The organism is Chitinimonas sp. BJYL2, from assembly GCF_027257935.1.
Taxonomy (GTDB): Bacteria; Pseudomonadota; Gammaproteobacteria; order Burkholderiales; family Chitinimonadaceae; genus Chitinimonas.
The window spans coordinates 239,301-263,849 of the sequence record NZ_JANZKW010000002.1; the positions used below are offsets into that span (position 1 = coordinate 239,301).

Genomic DNA, 24,549 nt, shown 5'->3' on the forward strand with positions numbered 1-24,549 from the left:
GCCAGCAATGCCAATCCAAGTGCAAATGGAGGGATCCTTCTCATTTTATCTGCCAGGTCAGTACATCGTCGGGGCGTATACCTAGACGGTCAATCTCGCCCGCGGTCATCTCCAGCGTCGCATGTGCAGTCCAGCAACCAGCGATGCGCGCTGGTTTCACGGCGCGTACCGTTTTGCGCACCCTGCCCTTGCGATCCAGAAAGGCCAGATCCAGCGCGTACGGCATGCCAAAAGTGTGCACAAGCCGGCACGGCTGGATAAGCATGGCTTCACCCGGTTTCAGTACGGGCCGACCCAGCAGGCCCTGCATCCGTTCAGCTGCATGCTCCGCCGCCCAGACGGTTGTCACCAGCACTTGATCGCCCCGCATCGCTTGCAGGGTCCTCAAAGCATGCCTTCCTGCATGAACTTCATCACGATGGGAAATGCCAGCACAATGAACGTCACGGGGAAAATGAACATAATCAATGGCAGGATCAGCTTCACCGGTGCCTCCATTGCCAGCTTCTCGGCCCGCTGGAAGCGCTCGATACGCCTCTGCTCTGCCTGCATGCGCAGAACCTGCCCCAAACGGGCACCCATTTTCTCAGCCTGAATCACGGCGCCGACAAAGGCGGTGATTTCCTGCATATCCAGCCGGGTCTCCATGCGCCGCAAGGCATCGGCACGCGGCACGCCGGCGCGCAGGTCACGCACAACCATGTAGAACTCATGCCGCAAGGCACCGGGCGGGCCTTTTTCCATCGATTGCTTGATCGCGCCCGTCAGATTCAAGCCTGCCTCAACACCCAGCGTAATGAAATCCAGATAAACGGGCAGGGATTTGAGCACTTCCTTGCGGCGACGCTTGCGCACATCTGATAGCCAGATCAGCGGGTAGAAATATCCCAGTACACCGATGATCGCCGCCCATTCGTAGGCTGAGCCATGCAAGGCCACAATGCAGAACAGGGTCAAACCACCGGCAATCAGCGCCGAAAGGATACGCAAGGCGTAATACTGCTCCGCACTCATCAGGTAACCGACGCCAGTCTCGCGCAGGGATTTGTGCGCCTTTTCGAGCAAATCAGGCGGGAAACGGCAAGTCAGGTGGTATTCGAAGAAGTTCACCAAGGGCCAGAGCATGCGCAGCATGGGCGGCAACTCGTCCATGTAGGCACGATCTTCATCCGGCACCTCGCCCTTGAGCTTGGACAGGCTGTAGAAGAACAACAATACGCTCACCCCGATCAGTGAGCCGATAATCAAGCCGATGAGCGTTGTCATACGTCGATATTGGTTATCTTGCGAATGAACCAGTAGCCGATCAGCTCCATGACGATGATGACCGTCAGGGTGCCGTAGCCGATCCAGGAGTTGAACAGCGGTTCCATGGCCTTGGGTTCAATAGCCTTGAGGGCAAACATCATCAGGATGGGCAAACCGGTCATGATCACGCCCTGGGCTTTGCCCTGCGCAGTCAGACTGCGAATCTTGCCTTCCATGATGGCCTTCTGGCGCAAGGTGCTCGCCAGTGATTCGAGAATTTCAGCGAGATTGCCGCCGACTTCCTTGGAGATGCGCATGGCCGAAATCACCAGCTGGAAATCCTGCTGGGGATTACGCTGCTCAAGATTTTGCAGGGCGGTATCGAAATCCACGCCGAGCCGCTGCTCCCGCAACATGAGCTCGAATTCCTGGCTGACCGGCGGCTTGGATTCCTTGACCATGGACTCGAGCGCAACATTAAGACTGGCACCAGCCCGCATCGCACCCGATACCATCAGCAAGGCATCCGGCAACTGCTGTTCCAACCGCTTCAAGCGGCGGCGGGCAAGAAAACCGACAGACCACTTGGGCACAAACACCGTGGCAATCAGCGCACCCACAGCCAGCACCGGGTTGCCAAACAGTATCCAGACCAATGGTGGCAGGATGCAGGTGAGCGCCACGTTGTAGCGGAACATCTGCTGCGGATCGAGAAAGATGAACATGTCCGCCAGCGTATTGCTGGTGGCGTGCTCGATCGTGGCGCGCTGCCTGGACAGATAGCCCTGTACCAGTCTGAAGATCAGCCAGACCGAGATCATCGTCAAAACGAAAATCAGCGCCAGCAGGCTGCTGATGGTCATCGCCAGCCTCCCTCTGCCTGGAAGATGCTGAGGTCCACATCCAGTCCGCGAGCCACCAGATCCTGATAGAAATCAGGCACTGCACCGGTCGCGATATGGCGGCCGCGAACCTTGCCGTCCGGACCGAAACCCTCTTGCTTGAAGAGGAAGATGTCCTGTAGCTGGATCATGTCGCCTTCCATGCCCGTGATTTCCGTCACATGCGTAACCTTGCGCGAGCCACAGGAGAAGCGGTTCTGCTGAACGATGAAACGCACGGCGGACGATATCTGCTCGCGGATTGCACGGATCGGCAAATCAAGACCCGCCATCATCACCATTACCTCCACCCGCGCCAGACAATCGCGCGGAGTGTTGGCGTGGGCCGTCGTCAGCGAGCCATCGTGGCCGGTATTCATGGCTGTCAGCATGTCCAGCGCTTCGCCGCCGCGGCACTCGCCGACCACGATGCGGTCAGGACGCATACGGAGACAGTTCTTGACCAGATCACGGATAGGTACGGCGCCCTTCCCTTCGGTATTCGGCGGACGGGACTCCAGCCCGACGAGGTTGGGCTGCGACAGCTTGAGTTCTGCGGCATCCTCTACCGTGACAATCCGCTCATCATCCGGAATGTAGTTGCTGAGTACATTGAGCAAGGTGGTCTTGCCCGAACCGGTACCACCCGAGATGATGATGTTGGATTTCTGCTCGACGATGGTCTTGAGGAAGGCCAACATGGTTGGCGTCATCGAGCCGAACTTGATCAGGTCTTCGCCATGCAGCTTGTTCTTGGCAAACTTCCGGATCGTGATGTTGGCACCCTTGAGTGCCAGCGGCGGGATCACGGCGTTGACGCGGGAACCATCCTTGAGGCGGGCATCCACCATCGGCGACGATTCATCGATGCGCCTTCCCAGCGGCGTAACGATACGCTCGATGGCGCTGACCACGGCCTGATCCGAGGTGAAGGTGATATCGGATTTCGTCAGCCTGCCCTTGCGCTCGATGAAAATCTCGTCAAAACGGTTAACCATGATTTCGGTCACGGCATCATCCGCCAGCAAGTCTTCCAGCGGGCCGAGACCCACCACTTCATCCTGCACTTGCTTGACCAGCATGGCCTTGTCGAAGTCGGCCGGGATACTGCGATCATTGCTGACGATGCCTTCGAGCAAGGCCTTGGTATTACGGCGCAGCTCTTCCTCGCTCTGGCTGGACAGATCAATGCGGCGCAGGTCCATCTGCTTGATGAGTTCGCCATGTATGCGCTTGAGCTGCTCTACCCAGGCCTGCTGCCGGCTGGCTTCCATGGGCGCGGCAACAGGTGCCTCAACACTGGCAGGCGCGGGGCTCGGTGCGACTGACGGAGCGGGTGGCTGAACCAACGCAGGTGGCGGCGTCACCTGCGATGCCGTTACCGCTACAGCTGGCGGCGCAGGCGATGCGGCCTCGCCCAGATCGAGTACCCGCAGCTCGTAGCCACAGATTTCGATGTAATCATCCGGCTTGAGCGGGCCATACATCGAGGCCACGGCATCTCCGTTGACCTTGGTGTTGCCTTTGCCATCCAGGCTTTCGACATATACACCGTCGCTACGGCGATGCACCACCGCATGGCGACGCGACACCGACCAGCCTTGCAGGATGATCAGGTTGTCGTCGTTCTTGCCGATCGAACAGCTGTCTATCGTGCATTCGTAGACTGTTTCAGCGCCACGCGGCGTGACTACTTTGACCTTCAGCATGGTGCGTCCTAGTCGAGAATATCGGTTTTGCCGAGGTTGCGTTCCAGCCGTTCGCGCAGGTTATCGCTGCGTTCCAGCCGTTCGCGGTTGAGGGTGGAGTTGGGGTCCACCACGGTCGGCGTGACCAGAATGACCAGATCGGTACGGCTGTTGCGGAAGTTGTCCGACTTGAACAAGTGCCCGAGGATGGGCAAGGAACCCAGCCCAGGTACACGGGTGATGTCTTTGGACATCTCGTTGTTGATCAGTCCCGAGAACGCAATGGTCTGGCCGCTCTTGACGTTGATGTCGGTGCTGGCCTTGCGGGTCAGCAGGCCCGGTGCGCCATCCACCGATACCGAGCTGTCGATCGAGCTGATCTCGGTCTCGACCGAAGCCGAGATATTGCCGGTGTCGTCCGCAATCGGCTTGATGTTGAGCTTGATACCGTAGTCCTTGTACTCGATGGACGTCGAACCCAAGGCGCCCGCAACCCGGATGGGGAACTGCCCGCCGGCAAGGAACTTGGCTTCGCCGCCCGAACGGGTAGACAGTTCCGGCTCAGCCAGCACATAAGCATCACCATTGTTCTTGGCGATGTTGATGGTGGTGCTGACCAGAGTAGAAATCCCCAGATAGGTACGCAGGCCGCGGTTGCCTGTTTGCACCGGCAAGGTCCCCGTAATCGGTGCCTGGATACCCGTGCGGTTCTCGGAGCCGAAGTTGCCGAGCAAGCCCAGAGCTGGACCGTTGATGCTGCCCGGCCATTGCACCCCCAGATTCTCAAGCAGGGAACGCTTCATCTCGATGACCTGGACCTTCATGTAGATCATCTTCTTCATCGACACATCTTCAGCGCTGACCAGGCTGACGATCTGCGGGTAAAGCTTGGCGACCATGGTGATCCGGTCGATGTCGACCTTGCTGGCCACGCCCGACAACACCACATTGCCCCCCACACGCGTCATGCGCACACCGGGCATGCCACGCAGCATGGCGTTCACGGCATCAATGGCGCTCTGCGTATCGTGCTGGCTCACGCGGACGATGTACTGGCGGCGAGGTCCTTTGGCCGACCACAGCATCATGGAAGTGTCGCCCGGCTTTTCGGCCAGTAGCAGGAGCTCGCCAGACTCCAGCGCGCGGGTAGAAATGATGCCGCCATTGCCGATGGCCACGCGGTCGAGTCGACCAGCAGGCACCGTGCGTAATTCGCCGACAAACATGTTGATCTCGCTGATCTTGTTATCCGGGGCATCGGCGGCATAGACGGCGCTCGCGACACCAGTCATCAAGATCAGGGCATGCGGGTTGAAATGCTTGAACATGGACAATTCCCGTACCTGTTATTTTGTGGGCGCAACGGGGGCAGCCGGAGTGGCAGCCGTGGGCATGACATTGACGGGCAGACTACTGGACGGCCCGATCGGATTGGGCGCACCCGCCGGCGCACCCAGCGAGATGTTGCCGTAGCCGGCGCCCATGGGAATATTCATGGTCGGCGTCATGCCATCCGAACCGCCTTTGCCGCCGATGATGTACTCGATGTAGCTGTTCGGATCATCACCGGCCGGAATCTCGATTCTGGAGGCCGCCACCTTGGCCGCTGCCGAGGCCTTGGCAACCGACTGACTGCGTACGGCAATGCTGCGCATCAGGTCGCCGGCACTGGCCGAGTCATACTCCACCGTCGGGTCCGAACCCTTGATGGCATCTTTCTCGTTACGCAGCACGGCACGCAGTTTGCCCAACTCCTGAGCGGTGACGATGCTGATGGCTTGGCCAGGAGTCACTTCCAGCGTGTAGGTGCCATAGGATGACTTGCGCTGAGGCTGGCCATCTGGGCCGGCTTCGTCGCGGGTGATCTTCTGCCCGGTGGCGAGTACTTTCACGCTCAGCATGAAGGGCACAACGATGCGGGATGTCTTGCCGCCAGCACTGGGGTCGTTGCCCGCACCGCCTGTGGTTTGCTCCATGATCAGCATCAGGTCGATCAGGTTGCCAGGCTGCACCATGTTCGAGATCGAATTCAGTTCATCGGTCTCGATGGTCATGGCGCGCGTGCCCGGCTTGAGCGAGCCAGCAAAGTCGGCATAGATTTCCCGCAGATCGCCAGCCCGCAACGGACGCCCCTGCTTCACCGGGCGGATCAGCGCCTTGCCCTTGTACATGTCGAACTGATCAACAAGGATGGCGTCGTCGTAGACCAGATCACCCGGCACCTCACGCGCAGCAACCACGCCAAGGTCCACGGGCGTCCCTGCCGTCAGATCCGAAGTCGGCACCACCACAGAGAGCAGCGGCCCCTTGCCTCGCATTTTCTGTTCTATCTGGCTCTGCAGATTGCGTTCCTGCAGATTCAGGTACTGCACGGTAAGGAACATGGCAAGCAGCCCCAGCACGATGGCTGAGACGAGCATGACCCAGGTTCGGTTGACCTTGGCGAGATTGAGCTTCATGACGGGCTGGCGACCTGTAAAGGCGAATCAATATTGGCAGCGTGGCGCTACCGCTTCTTATGTTGCAAATCGGGAACTACTGCTCCCAACTGACCGACACATTGGAAATCGGCCAGGTGGGATTGGTCAGGTCCGGGCAGTTGTCAGCGGTAACCGTACCGCTGACCGGGCCGACAGAACCGCCATAGGTATTGACGCAGTCGGGCACCTGAGCAATCGATATGGCGTAGCTGTAATCAGAGAAGTAGGCGCGGATGTTGGCAGCCAGCGTATCCATGCGGCTTGTCAGCACAAGGCCGCCCATGACGGCGATGATGACCATCAGATATTCGACGGTGGATTGCCCGCGCTGTGCCGCGCTTGTTCGTCTGGTACACATACCGCGTCTGTCTCCCCGGCGCCCTAGGGCGTGTCCATGTAATTGAATAGCACATAGGACTCGGCATTGCTGCGGCTTATGGTCAGCATGGCGAGATTTCGTCCGCGGGTCATGTCAAAGACAATACCGGTGCCGTGTTTGGTCGGGACTTTCCGTTCCTGGCTGATCTTCCACCCCTGCACCGGTAAGGCTTCACGGTAGTAGTTGGCATTGCTGTCGAGTGACATGGTGTTTTTCAGAAACACCGTGCGTCCGTTCTTGATGCCGTCGCGATGCTGGATGTCATTGAGCACATGGCTACCCGTAGGCATGGGAAAGCGCTCGGCCTTGCGCACGGTGGTATCCGGTGCCTGGCTTACGGTCAGCAAGCCGGTGGAGCCCTCCGGTGAGACTTTGGTCTGGAATGTATAGAAGCAGCGACCTCGCGCTGTGGCAATCGCCTCCCAACCGGCAACGGGGTATTCCGTCACCAGTCCCCTACCCGCAGACCAAACACGCCGGTAATGCGCCAACATGGCTTGGGGGCCCTGCTTGCTGTCGATCTGCAACACAGCCATGGGTACGCTGTTGACGACCATATCCTTGGCAATCCAGCTAGCACGCACGTTGGCGGGTGCTTCAAAGTCAGGACAATCCGCTGCAAACAGCGGTGCGGCAAACAATGCCGGAATCAAGAGAAAGCCGTGCTTCATTCGAGACGATCCGCCGGCACTTCATCCGGTGCAATCTTGCCGATCTGCAACTTGCGCGGATGTAGTTCGGGCGCCCAGATGGACATGACTGTCTGAATGACATTCAGGATGGAGAGGCTACCTAGACTCCCCATATCGATTTCTGCCGCCAGCAGCGACAGCGGTGTAAGCCCTTTGACCTGCTGTGTCACCCCGATCCGCCCGGTTGTGTTCGGGCCTTCTGCAGACCAGCCATTACCAAGGACGACCGATGTTTCGGTCATCGGCTTACGCGCCAATGCGGCGCTCATCAGATAGCTGTTCGGGTCATAGGATTTCGCGCCGAGCGTGACGGTGGCGGTGTATTTGCCACCCATCTCCAAGGTAAACGGGCCGACCGACGATGCCACCGCAACCACCGGCATGATCACGCTGTTGACCGTACCCGGCGCGCACTCGCCGCCGAAAATGGCACCGCCAATATCCCCACTGGGATCGCATTCCTGCCCGACCGCCCCCTGCACATCACCATAGGCCAGCATGCTGGTGCCGATCCGATCCTGCCAGAGACCGTTGGCCGCACCCTTGAAGTTACTGCTGCTCGAATCCGCCGACTCCACTTTGGCCGTATCGGAAGGCTTGGACAGCACGCGTGCGGCGATTTCGGACTTCACCGCCCCTTCGGTTTTTTCATTGGCCTTCCACGCGTTGGGACCAACAATCCAGCCCAACTCGCTTGCCGCGTCGCCGCCAAAAAAGACAGTGCGCTCCCAGGCAGCATAACGCGCTGCCTGAACCGCGTGACTGCGGATATCCAGATACTTGGCAATCACTGGCAAAGCCAGAAACAAGGGCACGAGCACCAGGCTGCATGCGATCAGTGTCTCGATCATGGCTTGGCCGCGCTGGCGGATATGCACGAACGATGTCATAGCAGGTGGAACATCATGGAAGCATACTTCTCAAGGAAACTGTTCGGCGTGAGCCGGGCCTGCCAGTAAGGGCTGTAAAGGCTGGCAAACTCCTTCTTACCGTCCTCTCGCTCCCAGAGTTTGCTGGGCCGCGAAAAATAGACCTCGGCGCGTGACAAGGCTTTCATCGCATCCGTATCGCCGGGTTTACCGGGGGCCATTTCAAAGCGGCCCTTACTGATCTTGCTGGAATTGGGGACGGTGGAAGACGCGCGCTGCACCTCGATCAGCAGCGTGGGGCCTCCATTTGCCTTTGTACTCGTGTTCTTGACGTCGAAATACTTCTTCAACCCGTGGCTCGTATCCGAGGTACAGCCCGAGTCGGTAAAGCTGCAGCCCATCGTATTGCCCGCACCTTGTGCACGCTGCCTGAATCCCGACAGTGCCGTATTGAAACCCTGATAGACCCCGCCATAGGCCTCATCGGCGGGGGTCTGGAAATTATTGTTCGTGCCCAGGGCAGGCGCACCGGCGATCTGCTTGCCGGCCTGTGCCGCCCCCCAGCCCATTGGCATGGTGGGGATGATGATGGGGATTGGGATCGGAATACCCAGAATCGAAATCCAGAAAATGGCGCCGCCGGTAAAGCCGGTGGCATCGAGTGCCGTCCAGGTCTTCTTCGAATAGCCCGAGGCACCGCCGCCAGCGGTTACCGACTTGAGTTCGGTGCCCCCGCGGTGCCAGAGCCACATCATGAACGCGCCGTTCTGATACGGAATGAAGCGGGTCGGGTCAATCACGAACGGATTGGGTGTGATGTAAAACACTTCCGGCGCGCCCTCGTACCAAGCGTTGCGGGTACTGCGATCGCGGGAGAAGGGGTCGAGGGAGTTCATCACCACACCCGCCAGACGATCCGCTTCGGCGCCGTCGGCCCCCTTGGCCGTGGCCGATGCCGGCTTGACGTTCGGATCCTTGCGCTCGGTGTAGCGCAGCCAGTTGTAGAGCGACGTGGCGGCGGTCAGCCAGCCACCAGCGGTCAGGGTGGCTTCAGGATCGTTCATTTTGAGGACATTGTTGCTGTCGCCAAAATTCAGTACGTCAGTAACCTCATCAGGTAGCCCTGACAAATCGACCCCAAGCAACGTGAGCAAACCACCCGGCGACATGCCAATGGTCTGAGCGACGGTGAGTGCAGTGCCGTAGTGGTAGAACATCTGCGCCACATTCAGCGCCTGATTGAGCGTATTCAGTCCCTTCACCAACACGGGGCCGATGGTGTTCAGGCCGCTGTCGAACGTTTTGGCGATGTTCTTGTTGATGTTCCAGGGGGTGTTCCACATCCAGCTAGCCAACGGCCCACCCAGGGCAGTCAGCATGCGGGGGACCCAGGTGAACTCGCTGGTGTAGGTCTTGTTGAAATTGGCGGCCCAGGAGCGCAAGCCGACCACCTGTGCAACCGCCACTTCGTTGGCGATCATGGCGCGATTGGTATAAGCGCTGAAATTGTAATCACGCGCCTGCGCCTGCGCTGCACTGTAGACCGCCGCATCCGCCGCGTTCTGCAATCGAATCTTGGCGAGCGTAGCCTGACCCACGTTGAACGTGGCCAGCATGACCAGAATCACCACGGCGACGGTTACCAAAGAAAAGACCAGCGCTTGGCCGCGCTGGTCTTTGCCTGCTGCTTCCGATAAACGGGCGGAGCGCCGGAGGGTAAACATGTGGGCTCCGCTCGCGTGTCGGCGATCAGTTGCCGTAGCTGCCCATGCCCTTGGACTGGGTGGCCGTGGTGCGTGCGCTGCTCGCGGCGCTCTGTGCGCTGGAGATGGCGCCGGTAGCGCTCGTACCCGACACTTCCGATGCCAGACCCGACACCTGCGCACGGATGGTCTGGCCAAACAGGCTGTATACGCCAATGGCAGCCACAGCGATCAGGGCAACGATGATGATGTATTCGGTCATGCCCTGGCCACGTTGACGCTTGGGCAGGTTACGCAGTGCGACGCGGATGTTGTCCACACGTTTCATGCTGATGGCTCCTCGATATTCAAATGCAGGTTTGCGGTGGTGGTGGAAAGGCGAAAAGCGCATTCCGGCTTGCACCAGGCAGCCTGCTTCCACCTCGTCCATGAAATTAGACCCAGTACTGATCAAAGTCAAACCCATCAAACGGCTTGACAGACGCGGGGTTCAGCCTAGCCTGTATAGGCTGACTTTCATCGAATCTGAACAGGATCATTGCCATGCGCACCCTCCCCTTGCTGTTGCTACTCGCCAGCCTGTCCGCAACGGCGGATTTCAAAGCAGGGAGAGAGGCCTATCAGGCCGGTGACCTGGTCAAAGCGGCCAATGAGTTTACCGACGCTGCCAACAAGGGTGACGTACGCGCCCAGACCGAACTCGGCAATCTTTACGAGCGTGGCGAAGGCGTGGCGCCCGACTTTGCCAAGGCTGGTTTCTGGTATCGCAAGGCCGCAGACAAGGCCTATATGCCCGCCCAAACCGCGCTGGGCTATCTGTATGAACGCGGCCTTGGTGTTGCGCGGGATTACGCTCAGGCCATGCAGTGGTATCGCAAAGCGGCTGACAAGGGGCACGCACTTGCTCAGAACAATGTTGGCGTGTTGCTGGAAAACGGCTGGGGCGTGAAGCAGGATTTTGCCAAGGCGGTGGAGTGGTATCGCAAGGCGGTGGATCAGGGCCTGCCGCTGGCGCAGACGAATCTGGGCTTCATGTACGCGGAAGGTCGCGGCGTGCCCAAGGATAATGCTCAGGCCGTGCTGCTATACCGCAAGGCCGCGGATGCCGGCTTCCCGCAAGCACAGAACAACCTTGGCTACATGTATGCCAGCGGTCGCGGGCTGAAGCAGGACTTTGCGGAGGCCAAGCTGTGGTACGAACGCGCCGCCAAGGAAGGCAACGGACAGGCCATGCTGAATCTCGCGTTAATGCACCAGAACGCCCGCGGTGTGCCGCAGGACAGCGCGCGTGCGATAGATTGGCTCACCCGTGCCGGCAATGTCGGTTACCGCCCCGCCATCCAGCGTCTGGTCAAGATCTACACCGAGGGCCTGTGGGGTGAAAAACCCGATACGGCAGCGGCGGCAGACTGGGCCAAGAAGCTCAACTGAACCCACACAGCCCCACACCGACCGGCAGCCCGCGCTGCCGGTTTTTCATGATGGGCTTGTCGCCTGCCCACAGCGCGCAAACCACATCTGCCGGTACGCAGCCTCCAAAGCCTGGGTGAACGCGGGTGCATCCATCAATGCGGATACGGCCATGCGGTCACGCAGCTGGCTCCTTAACTCGGCAAGACCAGCGGGATTGCCGGCGTGCCGGACAGCAAGCTCGACAAAAGCATCCTCCGACTCGGCAATCCAGTCAGCCATTCCAATCTGACTGAGCAGGCTTGCGCCACCTCGCCCCATCACTGTGGGGCACGCCAGCGTCAGCACCGGCACGCCCATCCAGAGCGAATGGCAGCTTGTCGTGCCACCGGTATACGGGAACGAATCCAGGTTGATGTCGATTTCGCCATGCAGTGCAAAGTAGGCCTCAAGCGCAACGCGATCACGGATTTCAATCCGATCAGGTGCCACGCCCAGAGCGGCGAAGCGAGCACGGGTTTCATCTGCTAGACGCTCGAAACCCCGCGCCACGATCAGCAGACGGGCATCCGGCACCGCCTTCAGTACTCTGGCCCAGAGTTCGATGACCTTGCCGCCCACTTTGGCAGGGTTATGTAGCGCACCAAATGTCACATGGCCTTTGCTGGCAGAAGGGGCTGCGCTGACGGCACCAGCCTCGGGGGGCGCGCGATAACACCATTGCGAGGCAGGCAGATACGCCAGCTTTTCGCAATGCAAGGCTTGAGCAAATGCAGGCGGGCTGGCAACTGCATCGGTCAGCCGGTAATCCATGGTCTTCAGACCCGTGGTGTTCAGATACCCCAGCCAACTTACCTGTACCGGCGCCAGGCGCGTTGCAAGCAGTGGCAGGCTGTTGTTACCCGTGTGCCCGGCCAGATCGACAAGGATATCGATCTGATCGGCGAGCACATGGTCGGCAATCAGCGGGGATTCCGGGTCATCAAAATCACGCCAAAAGTCGACCAGTGCGCGCAGCCGCTGCGCCACCTCACCGCCCAGTTGTTGCTGGGTGGCATACACATAGATATCAAAGCGTTCATGGTTGTGGGCTGCGAGGATAGGCTCGATGAAAAACGCCACCGGGTGCAGGCGCATGTCGGGCGAGATATAGCCGATACGCAGTTTGCGCTCCGGATCAAAGCTTTGCCGCCAGCGCCGGCTCACCTCGGCCGGCAAGCGAGCTGCCTGCTCGCAATGCAGTTGGTAGAGCGCCTGCGGACTCAGCGTGTCGTCGTAGCACAGGGTGAACAGCAGATTGGAGATATACGAAGGCTGGGTAGAGAGTTCGGCGGCACGCCGGAAGTGCGGCAGGCTTTCGGCTTGGCGTCCCATCTCGCTGAGTACCAAGCCCAGGCCATTGTGCGTGGACGCCACCTCTTCCATGGCCAGCGCCGCCCGGTAATGCTCAAGCGCCGCATGCAGCTGGCCATCGCCCGCATACGCATTAGCCAGGTAGTAATGAAACTGGGGTGAGTCGGGGTGCTTGGCTAACAAGCCGGAAAACTGGGTGATGGCCAGCGGCCACATGCTGGCGGCCACGGCCGCATGGCCGATACGCTCTTCTGCTTCGGCGATCTGCGGGTCCAGCGCGAGGGCTTTTTCGTACAGGGAGATGGCCGAAACCGGCTTGTGGCGGCAATGCAGGCAAGTTCCCAATGCTAGCCAGATGCGGGCATCAAAAGGCGCAATACGTGCGGCATAGCGCAGATAGGCTTCTGCCATGCGGTAATGATCCGCCTGCAGCAAGCGTCGGCCCGCTGCCAGTATGGGACGATGCACACCCAGCCGCTCCAGCCAGCCACGGTCAACCTTGCCTGTCATGCCCTACCCCGTGCGATTTTCCGGCCAGCAGCTTAGCAAGCCCGGCATGAGAGCGGATACCCCGCCCAACAAGGAAAACGCCAGCTCGGCAAACCGGGCTGGCGTGTTCTTTTCAGGCGGCACCACAGATGACACCGCGCAGGCACACTTACTTGGCGCTCATCAACGCCTTGCAGGTATCGAGCATGCGGTTGGAGAAGCCCCACTCGTTGTCGTACCAGGACATCACCTTGACCATGCGGCCGCCGATGACCTTGGTCTGTGTTGCATCAAAATTGCTCGATGCGGGGTTGTGATTGAAGTCCACCGACACCAGCGGCTTGGTGTTGTAGGTGAGGATGCCGGCCGATTGAGCCGCCGCGCCCTTGAGGATCTCGTTGACCTCGGCAATCGTCGTATCGCGTTTGGCGGTGAACACCAGATCGACCAGCGAGACGTTGATCGTCGGCACCCGCACGGCCAGGCCATCGAGCTTACCGGCCAGTTCCGGAATCACGAGGCCGATGGCCGCGGCAGCGCCGGTCTTGGTCGGGATCATCGATTGCGTTGCCGAACGCGCGCGGCGCAGGTCTTCGTGGTACAGATCGGTCAGCACCTGATCATTGGTGTAGCTGTGCACCGTGGTCATCAGGCCTTCCTGAATGCCCATGGCGGCATGCAGCGGGGCCACCAGCGGGGCCAGACAGTTGGTGGTGCAGCTGGCATTGGAAATGACCGTGTGCTCGGCCTTGAGCGCGCCATGGTTCACACCGTAAACAATGGTGGCATCCACATCGGCACCGCCCGGTGCAGAGATGATGACCTTCTTGGCGCCGGCGGCCAGGTGGGCGCTGGCCTTGGCTTTGCTGGTGAACAGACCGGTGCACTCGAACACCACGTCCACATTCAGGTCTTTCCAAGGTAGCTGAGCCGGATCGCGCACGCTCAGGTAGCGGATGCGGTCGCCATTGACGACCAGATGCTCGCCATCAATGCCCACCTCGCCGCGGAAGCGGCCGTGCACGGTGTCGTACTCGGTGAGATGTGCGTTGACTTCGATATCGCCCAGATTGTTGATGGCGACGATTTCGAACTCGCTACGACGATTGGCTTCGTACAAGGCACGAAGGACATTGCGTCCGATACGGCCATAGCCGTTGATGGCGATGCGGATGGTCATGCTGGTCTCCTAGCTTGGGGCGATGTGTCACCGCGCTGATGCGGTAATCCTGCTACAGGCCGTCAGGTCACCTGGACACAGCTTGCTCAATACCGGCAACGACATACCCGGCATGTTCGGCACACTGTGTTTCAGACGCCCACGGTCTCCATAAAGTAGTTTTACTACACCTGTAGTAGCAGCATGGCAAGTACAAGTCCAGTGCAGACCAGTCAAGCGCCTGAAAAATCAGGGCATCGTGCGGCCCAGCGCAGCCTCCAGCAGCTCGAACCATTGCTGTCTGTCGAGACTGACTTGCTGTGCGGCGACCAGCTCACGAATGCGGTCCAGCTTGCCGGTTCCCAGCACCGGATGAATGTGCGCCGGGTGACGTAGCAGCCAGGCAATGGCTAACTGTTCAGCGGTCACGCCCAGCTCGCTACCCAGACGCACCAGCACCTTGCCCAGCGGCGTATCGGGCGCCGTATCGCTCAAACGGCCACCGCCGAGGGGTGACCAAGCTTGCGGCATGATGCGCAGCTGCTGGCATTGATCAAGCGTGCCATCGAACAGCGTATCGGCATGCAGTAACGAGACTTCGACCTGATTGGCCGCCAGCGGCTCATGCCAACGGCTTTGCAGCAGCGCCAGCTGATGCGGGAGGAAATTGGATACCCCAAAGCGTTTGACCTTGCCGGCACGCTGCAACTGGCCGAAAGCATCGGCCATCTCATCCGCATCCATTAAAGGATCGGGACGGTGGATCAGCAACATGTCGAGCTGCTCCACGCCCATCTCGCGCAGCGAGTTCTCGGCCGAAGCCACGATATGCGCGCCGCTGGTGTTGTAGTGCTTGACCCGATGCTGTGGGCGGGCCGGCGTCACTAGCGCGATGCCGCACTTGCTGATCAACTTGATGCGCTGCTTGAGCGATGGCCGCACAGCCAGTGCTTCGCCAAACAGGCGCTCGCATTGATAGCCGGTGTAGATATCGGCCAGATCAAAGGTATCGATACCCAAATCCAGGCAGGCTTCAATGTAATCGGCCAGCTCGGCGGGGGTTTTCTGCCAGTCGCCAATGCGCCAGATACCGAGGATGAGGCGGGAGAAATTCAGGTCGTTCATGGTGGGTACCATCCGGAAACAAAAACAAAACGCCCGGACATGCCGGGCGTTGCGGGCAGGTTTGCCCTCAGCTTACTTGGTCTTTCCCTTGGCCGCAGGCTTGCTGGCCTTGGCAACAGGCTTGCTCTGCGGCAGCGCGGCAAACAGGCCGCCGTGGGCTGCCAGCTTCACTGTATCGCCATCGAGCTTGCCGCCAGCAAGACCGTGCCCCTCCACCGCCACTAGCGCACCCAGCGACTTGGGCAGCTTGAAACTGACCGCCTTGCCGCCCAGGTTGAATGCGCACAACCAAGTTTCCTTGCCCATGGTACGGGTAAAGGCCAGCACCGACTCGCCGGCGTCGATGAAGGCAATCTCGCCCGCCTTCAGAACATCCTGCTGGCGACGCCAGCTCAGGAAGGTGCGATAAAAACTCAGCACCGAATCGGGCTTGCCATCCTGCACATCCACCGCGCGGGCCAGATGCTCCTTGGCCACCGGCAGCCAGGGCTTGGCTTTGGAGAAGCCACCGTTGGCATCCTTGCTGGTCCAAGGCATGGGCGTGCGGCAACCATCGCGACCTTTGTCTTCGGGCCAAAAGGTGATGCCGACCGGGTCTTGCAGCAGTTCGAAAGGGATATCGGCCTCGGTCAGCGCCAACTCTTCACCCTGATAGATACACAGGCTGCCGCGCAAACTGGCCGACATGGCCAGCAGCACACGGGCGTAATCGTCGCTGGCCTTGTTCTTGCCCCAGCGTGTCATCACCCGCGGGCGATCATGGTTGCCGATACTCCAGCAGCTCCAGCCTGCCGCGCCCTGCCGCTTGCCCACGCGCTTGAGTTGGGCTTCCATTTCTTCGACCTGCTTGCGGATGTACGCCGGCGAGCCGTCGTCGGTCAGCAGGTTGAAGCTGTAGGCCATGTTGAACTTGTCGCCGCCCGAGGTGTACTCGGCCATGGTCTTGAGCGCGTCATCGCAACCCACCTCACCTAGCGAGGCTGCGCCGTACTTGTTGAGCAGCTTGCGGATCTGCTGCAGAAAGGCGAGGTTCTCCGGGCGAGACTTGTCGTATTTGTGGCGCTGCAAGCCATAAGGGTTGTCCGCGCTGACCGAAACGCTATCGCGTGCGGCGGCGGGCGGGTTGTTGCGTAGCTGTGCGTCGTGGAAATGGAAATTGCAGGCATCGAAGCGGAAACCATCCACGCCACGATCCAGCCAGAACTTGATCGTGCCCAGAATCGCCTTTTGCACGGCGGGGCTGTGGTAGTTCAGATCAGGCTGCGAGGCGAGGAAGTTGTGCAGGTAGTACTGGCGACGGCGTGTATCCCACTGCCAGGCCGAACCACCGAACACCGACAGCCAGTTGTTGGGCGGCGATCCGTCAGCTTTGGGATCGGCCCAGACAAACCAGTCGGACTTGGGGTTCTTGCGGCTTGCACGGCTTTCCTTGAACCATTCGTGCTGGTCCGAGCAATGCGACAGCACCTGATCGATAACGATCTTGATGCCGAGCTTGTGGGCCTCAGCCACCACTTGATCAAACGCCTTCAGGTCACCGAATAGCGGGTCTACATCGCAGTAGTCCGACACGTCGTAGCCAAAGTCCTTCATCGGGGACGCAAAGAACGGCGAGATCCAGATCGCATCGACCCCCAGGCTGGCGATGTAGGGCAGCTTCCCCACAATGCCGGCCAGATCACCGACGCCGTCGTTATTGCTGTCCATATAGCTGCGCGGGTAAATCTGGTAGATCACCGCGCCACGCCACCACTCACTCTCTTTTTGATTTTTCAATTCTTGTCTCCACGACAACGCAATTTGAAATTGCGATTTTATTTGTGCTGCTATCGCTGGGGTGCCCGCGGATAAACATCCGGGGCAGCGCAAAAGTCTAGCCAACACAGGCCGCCGCGGCTAGAGGCTTGTGACGAATGGCAAATCCGTCTGACAGAATTCTGTACGAGGAGATAATATCCATCATTACAATATCGACAATATGCTTTGTTGAATCGATGTATTAATTTGCCAGTCTTATTTATTCAAAAGCGCTTTGGAAGACCATTCAAAACGCTTTGGATAAAATAAAAGCGCTTTGAATATAAAAACCGTTAAAACGGTACGGAGAAAGACAGCCATGCCCCCAAGCCTCGTCAAACCCGTTTTCACCCTGCTCCCAGCCCTGCTCGCCTGTCCGATTTTTGCCCACGCCGCCGGCGTTACGCGCGCCGATTGCGATCAGGCGGAGCACCAGACCATGCTCGCTGCGCACCCTCATTCCACGACGGAAGCGCGTGCCTATTGGCTCACCGATCAGCAGATGCAATGGCCCGGCATGGGTGAGGCGCATCAGTTCGTGCTGGCCCATGCGCCTGCCGGCGGTATCAAGGCGATCAAGGGCGAATCGGCGTCTGGTTACGCGGCGCTGATACCGCTGCAGCTTGATCAAACGGCATTGCACCAGGCGACCGCGGAACGCTTCAAGTTCGTGGGTGGCGGCGTACGCCTTGCCTTGCCCAAACTGAATCGCGCCGCGCTGATCGCACTGCACCGCGGCGAGCTGGTATTGCTGGCGCTGGATGCGCAGAAACGGGTCATCCAGGCCACTGCCATCCAGCATCCTGGTGCGCTGGATGCCCTGTTTGGTGAAGCCGCACAGACACACGAGCTCGGCGCCGCACCTGCACCAGATGTCACTCGCTTCAAACTATGGGCACCTACTGCGCAACAGGTGGCCGTTTGCCGCTATGACAGCGGTCATGGCAAAGCGCGCCAGATCATCGCTATGAAGTTCGATACCCGTACCGGTATCTGGCAGGGCCAGGCAAAAGGTGACCTGAGCGGCCAGTACTACCGGTATGTCGTTGATACCTTCGTGCCCGGCGTCGGGCTGGTTCGCAACCGCGTCACCGATCCGTACTCGGTGAGTCTCACCACAGACTCAAAACGCAGCTACATTGCCCGGCTGGACGATGCACGGCTCAAACCGGCGGGCTGGGATGAGACCCCGAGGCCAAACACCGTCAAACGCGCCACCGATATGTCGGTGTATGAACTGCATGTGCGCGACTTTTCCATTGGCGATGTCAGCGTCAGTAGCGCCAACCGTGGCAAGTACCTGGCCTTTACCGAGACCGGCTCGAACGGCATGCGCCACCTGCAAGCCTTGCAACGGGCAGGGATGACCGATGTGCATCTGCTGCCGGTGTTTGATCTGGCCAGCGTGCCCGAGAAAGACTGCGCCACCCCCACCGTTCCCAAAGCCTCCGCAGACAGCGAGGCCCAGCAAGCGGCCGTGATGGCAGTGGCGGCTAAGGATTGCTTCAACTGGGGCTACGATCCGTTCCACTTCAACGCACCCGAGGGCAGTTTTGCCAGCGACGCGGCCGATGGCGCCAAACGCATCCTTGAATTCCGGCAGATGGTGCAGGCGCTGCATCGCGCGGGTCTGCGTGTAGGCATGGACGTGGTGTACAACCACATGTCGGCCGCAGGCCAGCACCCGCAATCGGTGCTGGACCGAATCGTACCCGGCTACTACCACCGCCTGAACGAACGTGGCGCGGTCGAGCGCTCCACCTGTTGCGACAACACGGCCACCGAACACACCATGATGGCCAAGCTGATGATCGACTCGGCTGAGTTGTGGGCACGCGAATACAAGATCGACTCGTTCCGCTTTGACCTGATGGGCCACCAGCCGCGTGCAGCCATGGAGCGCCTGCAGGCCCGCGTGGACAAGGCGGCCGGCCAGCCCGTGCAGCTGCTGGGGGAAGGCTGGAACTTTGGCGAAGTCGCCAATGGTGCACGCTTTGTACAGGCTTCGCAGCTATCGCTTAACGGTACCGGCATCGGCACCTTCAGCGATCGCTCGCGCGATGCCGTGCGTGGCGGTGGACCGGCCGATGGCGGGCAGGAACTGATTGCACGCCAGGGCTATATCAACGGGCTGGTTTATGCCCCCAATGCGCTGGCCGGCAAGCAGCCCCTAGAAGTGCTGATGAAGGCGGCCGACATGGTGCGCGTCGGCCTCGCCGGCACTCTGCGCGATTACGTGATGCAGACTTTCGATGGCAGCGCGCGCAAGCTTGAACAGATCGACTACGCGGGCCAACCAGCGGGCTATGCCTCGCAGCCTGCCGAGGCCGTCAACTATGTGGAAAACCACGACAACCAGACGCTGTTCGATGCCAATGTCTACAAACTGCCGCTCGACACATCGCGAGAGGATCGCGCCCGCGTGCAGCTGCTGGGCGCAGCCACCACAGCGCTGAGCCAGGGTGTAGCCTACTTCCACGCCGGGCTGGAAATCCTGCGTTCCAAGTCGATGGATCGTAACAGCTACGACTCGGGTGACTGGTTCAACCGGCTGGACTGGACATACACCGACAACGGCTTTGCCGCCGGCCTGCCGCCCAAGCAGGACAACGCCAGTCAATATGCGCTGATCGCCCCGCTGCTGGCCAACCCGGCCATCAAGCCCACACCGGGGGACATTGCGTTCACGCGCGATGCGTTCAACGATTTGCTGCGTATCCGCGCGAGCACCCCGCTGTTCCGTCTGCCCACCACAGCCGATATCCAGCAGCGCCTACGCTTCTACAACACCGGCCCGACGCAAGACCCGACGGTGATTGTGGGCCGGCTCGACGGGACCGGCATGCCCGATGCCGGCTTCAAGGCAGTGCTGTACTTCATCAACGTCGCCCCCGAGGCAAAAACGCTGACGCTGGCTGACGAGCAAAACCAGCCTTGGGTATTGCATCCGGTACAACGCGCCGCCAGCGCTGCCGATCTGCGCCCGCAACAAGCTGCACGCTATACCGCAGCCAGTGGCCAGTTCAGCATTCCGGCACGCAGTACGGCGGTGTACGTCATCCATTGATGGGCAGCTTTAGGCCAAAACAAAAGGGACGCCGCGGCGTCCCTTTTGTTTTACTTGCGGATCACCCCGTAAGGTGCAAAAAGCAGAGCGCATTGCGCCCCAGCATTGGCGGCTGCCTCAGTGCCCATCCCCTGCCCTCACCCGCCGATGCGAATCGCGCGCGTGGGCCAGCCAGGCACGGCTTTGCCAGCGCCACCACATGATCAAGCCACGCAGCCACTCATCCGCCGCATACGCAATCCAGAGGCCTACCAGGCCCAGACCGGCGTGAATGCCTAGTACCCAAGCACCACCGGCCAGTACGATCACCATGGATGCAATACCCGCCATCACTGGGAAACGTGCATCGCCTGTGGCACGCAAGGCATTGATCACGATCAGGTTGAAGGTTCGGCCCGGCTCCAGCAGTACGGTCCACCAAAGCAGCTGGGTGCCTAGGCTGATCACTGCGGCATCCTGGGTAAACAGGCCAAGCAGTTGCTCACCCGCCAGCGCCATCAGGCTGGTGGCTAGCAAGGCAACCAGCAAACCGCTCGCCAGTGCGCGGCGTACCAGCTTGTCAGCCGCTTTGAGGTGACCCGCGCCGATCTGATGGCCGACCACAATCTCGACAGCCAGCCCGGTTGCCACGCCGCATAGCACCACAAACATCCCGAGCTGCAACACATAAGCCTGTGTGGCCAGCGCGCTTGCACCCAGCAGGCCGGCCACCGAGACGCTCACAGTGAATGCAAGGCGATAACCGATCTGTTCAGCCGCGCCAGGCAAACCGATACGCAGCACCGCTTGAAGCTCCTTCCAGCGCAACTGGAACCAGTCGGAGGAGTGGATGGCAATCGCCAGCCGTTGTTGCCAGAACCGCCAGTGCAGCGCGAGGCCGACACTGCGACTGATGATCAAGGCCAGCGCAAAACCCGGCAAGCCCAATGCGCGCATCAGCACCCAGCACAAAGCAAGATGCACGATCTGCATCACCACGACGGTAATCAGTGCCTCGCGTACACGCAGATGTGCTCGCAGCACGCTGGACATGCTGGCATTCCAGGCATCCAGCAGCATGGCGGGCGCCAGCCACATCAGGAATGGCACAGCCAGCGGCACCACCTCGGCCGGCGCATTCATCACGCCCATCAGTGGCGTGGCAAACAGCACCGCCAGCACGGCGGTGAAGCCGCCCATCCAGGTGCTCGCACCCAGCGAAGCACGGGCAATGGCATCAGCGCCAGCACGCTGCCCACCGCCCAGATACTGGGTGATCACCACACCAATCCCTGCGCCAATAACACGGAACAGGATGAATAGCATGGCGGCGACATGGTTGGTCAGCGCAAAGGCAGCACCGGCCGTGTCACCGAGCTGGGCGGCCAGCCAGGTGCCGATCACCCCGACACCGACGCCGAGGAACAGCTCAAGCAACAAAGGGCCGACAATCGGCGTCAGCCGCATCGGTTGCAACTTGGTGGGTTTCATTGAATGGCGTAGGCCGGCAGCGTTATGAAAGCGCTATCATCCATGATCAGCGCGGCATTTGCACGCGCTCCACCAAACGCCGTATTCTCGCCATCAGGCGTGATGCGCCGGTAGCCTCCGTCATAATCCCAGGTCGTCACATAGAGCTGCACGCCTGCCAGCGAGCGCAAACCGCCCAGCGATGCGGCGGGTAAGGTCAGCGTCACCGTATTGCTGACCGGATCACCTGCCACACCGGCAGCCGGGGTGATAGGTGTGCCTTCCTTGTCGGCACTGGCGCCCTCGGCACTGAACAAGGCGTTGGACCAGCCATGGGTGCGCAAGCGGTAATGCCAGGCGCGTCCATCGGGCAGCTTGGCGTTCTGCAAAGGCAGCACTTGCGCCCCGCCCTTCTGGCCCGGCACGCTGACGTATACCGTGAACGCCACATGGTCAAAACCGTTCTGCGGATTCCAGCTGCGCGTCACTTTGTTCATGCCCAGCACGATGCGCATGGCCCCGCCCGATCCATAGACCTGCACGCGGCGCAGATCGAGCTGCCGATTGGTGCCCCAGCTAGGGTCGCCGGGGTAACGGTACTCGCCGGTCGGACCGGTATCGTCTCCGGCGGGGTCAACTACATCGGCGAGCAATTGCCAGCGGCGCGTGACCTTGAACCGCTGCGTGGCCGATACCCGCATGCGCCCACCCTCGTCGGCATAGGCCGTGACACGGTGCTCGACATCGGGATTCGTCATCGCATCGGTCGCGACCGTGGCTTCCCAGCTACCGTCTGCAGCAGGCCGGACAATCTGTGCAGCCGACAGGTTGCCGTCCACCACAAGGCGCAGTGCGCTCACACCCGCAGCCTGCCCACGCACCTTGAAATCCTCGCTTACGGTGGTCTGGGTAAGTGGCGCCATCGACACGGCCGGGCCAGCAAATGCACCGCGGGGCAGCGCCCTGCCCGCCACCCACACCATGCCGGCACGCGGTGGCAGCGGCAGGCTGATGCGGCCATCCGCCGCCACTTGCAGGTCGGCGGGCTGCCCGTGCAAACCATAACGACCATGCAGCACGGTGCCGGGCTTCAGGCCGGTTTCGAGATTATCGAGCAGCACCGCATGATCAGCGGTATTGAACACGATCAGCGCTTGCTGCCCGCGATAGCTCATGCGGTAGGTCAGTACGCCGGGGCCGGCAGCATCGGCCATCAGGGGCGTGGGCGTACCATGGGTGAACACCTTGCTAGCCTTGCGCAGCGTGGCCTGATCGGCAAGCAGTTGGTACAGGGGCGCCCCGGTATTGAAATGATCCTTGCCGCCCGATCCTGAACCTGCGGCAAACATGGCGGCACGCTGCTCGGTAAAGCCTTGTTCGGTGCCGTAATAGATCGTCGGTATGCCCGGCAGCGTCATCGTCATCAGCAGCGATTGCCGCAGCGCGGCCTCGCTGCCGCCGGCGAGGAAGCGGTCCACATCGTGGTTATCCACGAACGTGGGCATCAGGTGCGGCGTGGCATGCAAAGCCATCATCCGATCGATGCGCCAGGCCAGTTCGGCGGGCGGGCGCCCACGCGCAAATACATCGCCCATGGCGCCATATAGCGGGAAGTTGAGCATGCCGGGCAGCACCGTCTCCCCCCGCGCATTGCGCTGGTAGCGATCGAGCTTGCGCATCTGGATGTCTTCAAAGGGCTTGTCGATACCAAAGCCCTCGCCAAACACATGGAATGCCTTACGCCCGGTGGCACGTGCGGCGGCCACCATGCCGGGCGCTTTCGGGTCGGTAGACACCATGAAGTCGCGCAAGGATTCGGTCGGTACGTAGTAGACCGTGTCAACCCGGAAGGCATCCACACCCACCTCGCGTATCCAGTAGCCGTAGCTGTCACGCAGCGTGCGGCGGACCCGCGGGTTCTCGGTATTGATGTCATCGAGCCCGCTCATCTGGTAATTCAGCTCCTGATGCGGGTCAGTGTAGTCCGCCACATTCGGCGTCCAGTGATACGCACCCATTTTGCGATCTGCCGGCTTGCGCGGGTCGTTCTGGCTGAACGGCCATTGCGTGGGCCGGGCCGTAGGCCTGGACGCGGGATTGTCGATGTAGAAACGGCCCGGATCGGACTTGTCCCAGCCACCCTGATAGGCAAAGTAATTGCCCGTGTGATTGAGCACGATGTCCTGGATCAGATACATGCCACGACGGTGCAAGGCATCGGATAAGCGGCGGTAATCGGCCAGGGTGCCTACATGCACATCCATTTCTTTGAAATGCTGTGCCCAGTAACCGTGGTAACCGCTGTAACGCGTGAGCGGATCCCACCACTGGTTGGCAACGGGCGGGGTAATCCACACTGCCGTCGCACCCAGACCCTGAATGTAATCAAGCCGCCGCTGCACGCCGGCCAGATCGCCACCGTTGTAATGCGCATTGCTCTGTGGCTGGTATTCGCCCGCCCCCTGATCGTTATTGGCGGGGTTACCGTCATCAAAACGATCCGTCATCAGGAAATAGATGATCTGCTCACGCCAATCGGGCGATGGTACGTGCAGACGCAGGTCGGCAGGCTGCGCAGCCGAGGCCGGGGCGGCAATCAGGCAGGCAGAAAAAATAATGGCCAGACCGGATCGGCCTGGCGCAAATTTGGGAGTCTCACTCACTCTCTGGCGCTTCTTTGTTTATTCGTTGTGCGTGCCGGCAGTTTGGCTCGGCCTGGGTACTTTTGTATTTAAATTACTGGATCACCACATCAAGAAA

At 60.3% G+C, this 24,549-nt stretch carries 19 protein-coding genes; 2 read left to right on the top strand and 17 right to left on the bottom strand.

Annotated elements, in window-relative coordinates:
* Positions 1-40 precede the first annotated feature (40 nt).
* The 11 genes from O9X62_RS06730 to O9X62_RS06780 all read right to left on the bottom strand — a co-directional run bounded on the left by O9X62_RS06730 (position 41) and on the right by O9X62_RS06780 (position 10,268).
* Positions 41-370: a DUF192 domain-containing protein gene (locus tag O9X62_RS06730; protein WP_269532031.1), complete on the bottom strand. Its 330-nt coding sequence runs from the start codon at positions 368-370 to the stop codon at positions 41-43.
* A gap of 14 nt (positions 371-384) precedes the next feature.
* Positions 385-1,266: a type II secretion system F family protein gene (locus tag O9X62_RS06735; protein ID WP_269532032.1), complete on the bottom strand. Its 882-nt coding sequence runs from the start codon at positions 1,264-1,266 to the stop codon at positions 385-387.
* The gene (locus tag O9X62_RS06740; protein ID WP_269532033.1) at positions 1,263-2,111 is read right to left on the bottom strand and encodes a type II secretion system F family protein; all 849 of its coding nucleotides are present in this window, start codon (positions 2,109-2,111) and stop codon (positions 1,263-1,265) included. The genes O9X62_RS06735 and O9X62_RS06740 overlap by 4 nt, the downstream gene beginning before the upstream one ends.
* Positions 2,108-3,838: an ATPase, T2SS/T4P/T4SS family gene (locus O9X62_RS06745; RefSeq protein ID WP_269532034.1), complete on the bottom strand. Its 1,731-nt coding sequence runs from the start codon at positions 3,836-3,838 to the stop codon at positions 2,108-2,110. The genes O9X62_RS06740 and O9X62_RS06745 overlap by 4 nt, the downstream gene beginning before the upstream one ends.
* 8 nt (positions 3,839-3,846) lie before the next feature.
* Complete coding sequence (locus O9X62_RS06750) at positions 3,847-5,145, bottom strand: type II and III secretion system protein family protein (protein WP_269532035.1); 1,299 nt, start codon at positions 5,143-5,145, stop codon at positions 3,847-3,849.
* An 18-nt stretch (positions 5,146-5,163) separates the two neighbouring features.
* Positions 5,164-6,276 (bottom strand): Flp pilus assembly protein CpaB, encoded by a 1,113-nt coding sequence (gene cpaB, locus O9X62_RS06755; protein ID WP_269532036.1) that lies wholly within the window; start codon positions 6,274-6,276, stop codon positions 5,164-5,166.
* 76 nt (positions 6,277-6,352) lie between these two features.
* On the bottom strand, positions 6,353-6,598 hold the full coding sequence (locus O9X62_RS06760) for a hypothetical protein (protein WP_269532037.1): 246 nt from the start codon (positions 6,596-6,598) through the stop codon (positions 6,353-6,355).
* Between the two features lie 80 nt (positions 6,599-6,678).
* Positions 6,679-7,347, bottom strand: coding sequence for a hypothetical protein (locus O9X62_RS06765; RefSeq protein ID WP_269532038.1), 669 nt, complete (start codon positions 7,345-7,347; stop codon positions 6,679-6,681).
* Positions 7,344-8,258 (bottom strand): hypothetical protein, encoded by a 915-nt coding sequence (locus tag O9X62_RS06770; protein ID WP_269532039.1) that lies wholly within the window; start codon positions 8,256-8,258, stop codon positions 7,344-7,346. Before O9X62_RS06770 ends, O9X62_RS06765 begins: the two co-directional genes overlap by 4 nt.
* On the bottom strand, positions 8,255-9,961 hold the full coding sequence (locus O9X62_RS06775) for a pilus assembly protein TadG-related protein (protein WP_269532040.1): 1,707 nt from the start codon (positions 9,959-9,961) through the stop codon (positions 8,255-8,257). The genes O9X62_RS06770 and O9X62_RS06775 overlap by 4 nt, the downstream gene beginning before the upstream one ends.
* A 25-nt stretch (positions 9,962-9,986) precedes the next feature.
* Positions 9,987-10,268, bottom strand: coding sequence for a Flp family type IVb pilin (locus tag O9X62_RS06780; RefSeq protein ID WP_269532041.1), 282 nt, complete (start codon positions 10,266-10,268; stop codon positions 9,987-9,989).
* Positions 10,269-10,483: 215 nt separating this feature from the next.
* On the opposite strand from O9X62_RS06780, the gene O9X62_RS06785 reads away from it, so the two are divergent.
* Positions 10,484-11,371: a tetratricopeptide repeat protein gene (locus O9X62_RS06785; protein WP_269532042.1), complete on the top strand. Its 888-nt coding sequence runs from the start codon at positions 10,484-10,486 to the stop codon at positions 11,369-11,371.
* A 45-nt stretch (positions 11,372-11,416) separates the two neighbouring features.
* On the opposite strand, the gene O9X62_RS06790 is transcribed toward O9X62_RS06785, so the two are convergent.
* The 4 genes from O9X62_RS06790 to O9X62_RS06805 form a co-directional block, all read right to left on the bottom strand.
* On the bottom strand, positions 11,417-13,213 hold the full coding sequence (locus O9X62_RS06790) for a tetratricopeptide repeat protein (protein WP_269532043.1): 1,797 nt from the start codon (positions 13,211-13,213) through the stop codon (positions 11,417-11,419).
* A 148-nt stretch (positions 13,214-13,361) separates the two neighbouring features.
* Positions 13,362-14,372, bottom strand: coding sequence for a type I glyceraldehyde-3-phosphate dehydrogenase (gene gap, locus O9X62_RS06795; RefSeq protein ID WP_269532044.1), 1,011 nt, complete (start codon positions 14,370-14,372; stop codon positions 13,362-13,364).
* A gap of 228 nt (positions 14,373-14,600) precedes the next feature.
* Positions 14,601-15,476 (bottom strand): aldo/keto reductase family oxidoreductase, encoded by an 876-nt coding sequence (locus tag O9X62_RS06800; RefSeq protein ID WP_269532045.1) that lies wholly within the window; start codon positions 15,474-15,476, stop codon positions 14,601-14,603.
* Positions 15,477-15,548: 72 nt separating this feature from the next.
* Positions 15,549-17,252 (bottom strand): alpha-glucosidase, encoded by a 1,704-nt coding sequence (locus O9X62_RS06805; RefSeq protein ID WP_269532046.1) that lies wholly within the window; start codon positions 17,250-17,252, stop codon positions 15,549-15,551.
* Between the two features lie 340 nt (positions 17,253-17,592).
* Here O9X62_RS06805 and pulA point away from each other — a divergent pair, with 340 nt between their 5' ends.
* Complete coding sequence (pulA, locus tag O9X62_RS06810) at positions 17,593-20,340, top strand: pullulanase-type alpha-1,6-glucosidase (protein WP_269532047.1); 2,748 nt, start codon at positions 17,593-17,595, stop codon at positions 20,338-20,340.
* A 117-nt stretch (positions 20,341-20,457) separates the two neighbouring features.
* Here the strand turns inward: pulA and O9X62_RS06815 are convergent, their stop codons facing one another.
* Together O9X62_RS06815 and O9X62_RS06820 are read right to left on the bottom strand one after the other, a co-directional pair.
* Complete coding sequence (locus O9X62_RS06815; RefSeq protein ID WP_269532048.1) at positions 20,458-21,810, bottom strand: MATE family efflux transporter; 1,353 nt, start codon at positions 21,808-21,810, stop codon at positions 20,458-20,460.
* Positions 21,807-24,452 (bottom strand): alpha-amylase family glycosyl hydrolase, encoded by a 2,646-nt coding sequence (locus O9X62_RS06820; protein ID WP_269532049.1) that lies wholly within the window; start codon positions 24,450-24,452, stop codon positions 21,807-21,809. The genes O9X62_RS06815 and O9X62_RS06820 overlap by 4 nt, the downstream gene beginning before the upstream one ends.
* Between the last annotated feature and the right edge of the window lie 97 nt (positions 24,453-24,549).

What these genes read in the sequence shown, in the direction of transcription:
- O9X62_RS06730 (WP_269532031.1), bottom strand. Translation starts at nt 370, where the DNA reads ATGCGGGGCGATCAAGTGCTGGTGACAACCGTCTGGGCGGCGGAGCAT.
- O9X62_RS06735 (WP_269532032.1), bottom strand. Translation starts at nt 1,266, where the DNA reads ATGACAACGCTCATCGGCTTGATTATCGGCTCACTGATCGGGGTGAGC.
- O9X62_RS06740 (WP_269532033.1), bottom strand. Translation starts at nt 2,111, where the DNA reads ATGACCATCAGCAGCCTGCTGGCGCTGATTTTCGTTTTGACGATGATC.
- O9X62_RS06745 (WP_269532034.1), bottom strand. Translation starts at nt 3,838, where the DNA reads ATGCTGAAGGTCAAAGTAGTCACGCCGCGTGGCGCTGAAACAGTCTAC.
- O9X62_RS06750 (WP_269532035.1), bottom strand. Translation starts at nt 5,145, where the DNA reads ATGTTCAAGCATTTCAACCCGCATGCCCTGATCTTGATGACTGGTGTC.
- cpaB (WP_269532036.1), bottom strand. Translation starts at nt 6,276, where the DNA reads ATGAAGCTCAATCTCGCCAAGGTCAACCGAACCTGGGTCATGCTCGTC.
- O9X62_RS06760 (WP_269532037.1), bottom strand. Translation starts at nt 6,598, where the DNA reads ATGGTCATCATCGCCGTCATGGGCGGCCTTGTGCTGACAAGCCGCATG.
- O9X62_RS06765 (WP_269532038.1), bottom strand. Translation starts at nt 7,347, where the DNA reads ATGAAGCACGGCTTTCTCTTGATTCCGGCATTGTTTGCCGCACCGCTG.
- O9X62_RS06770 (WP_269532039.1), bottom strand. Translation starts at nt 8,258, where the DNA reads ATGACATCGTTCGTGCATATCCGCCAGCGCGGCCAAGCCATGATCGAG.
- O9X62_RS06775 (WP_269532040.1), bottom strand. Translation starts at nt 9,961, where the DNA reads ATGTTTACCCTCCGGCGCTCCGCCCGTTTATCGGAAGCAGCAGGCAAA.
- O9X62_RS06780 (WP_269532041.1), bottom strand. Translation starts at nt 10,268, where the DNA reads ATGAAACGTGTGGACAACATCCGCGTCGCACTGCGTAACCTGCCCAAG.
- O9X62_RS06785 (WP_269532042.1), top strand. Translation starts at nt 10,484, where the DNA reads ATGCGCACCCTCCCCTTGCTGTTGCTACTCGCCAGCCTGTCCGCAACG.
- O9X62_RS06790 (WP_269532043.1), bottom strand. Translation starts at nt 13,213, where the DNA reads ATGACAGGCAAGGTTGACCGTGGCTGGCTGGAGCGGCTGGGTGTGCAT.
- gap (WP_269532044.1), bottom strand. Translation starts at nt 14,372, where the DNA reads ATGACCATCCGCATCGCCATCAACGGCTATGGCCGTATCGGACGCAAT.
- O9X62_RS06800 (WP_269532045.1), bottom strand. Translation starts at nt 15,476, where the DNA reads ATGAACGACCTGAATTTCTCCCGCCTCATCCTCGGTATCTGGCGCATT.
- pulA (WP_269532047.1), top strand. Translation starts at nt 17,593, where the DNA reads ATGCCCCCAAGCCTCGTCAAACCCGTTTTCACCCTGCTCCCAGCCCTG.
- O9X62_RS06815 (WP_269532048.1), bottom strand. Translation starts at nt 21,810, where the DNA reads ATGAAACCCACCAAGTTGCAACCGATGCGGCTGACGCCGATTGTCGGC.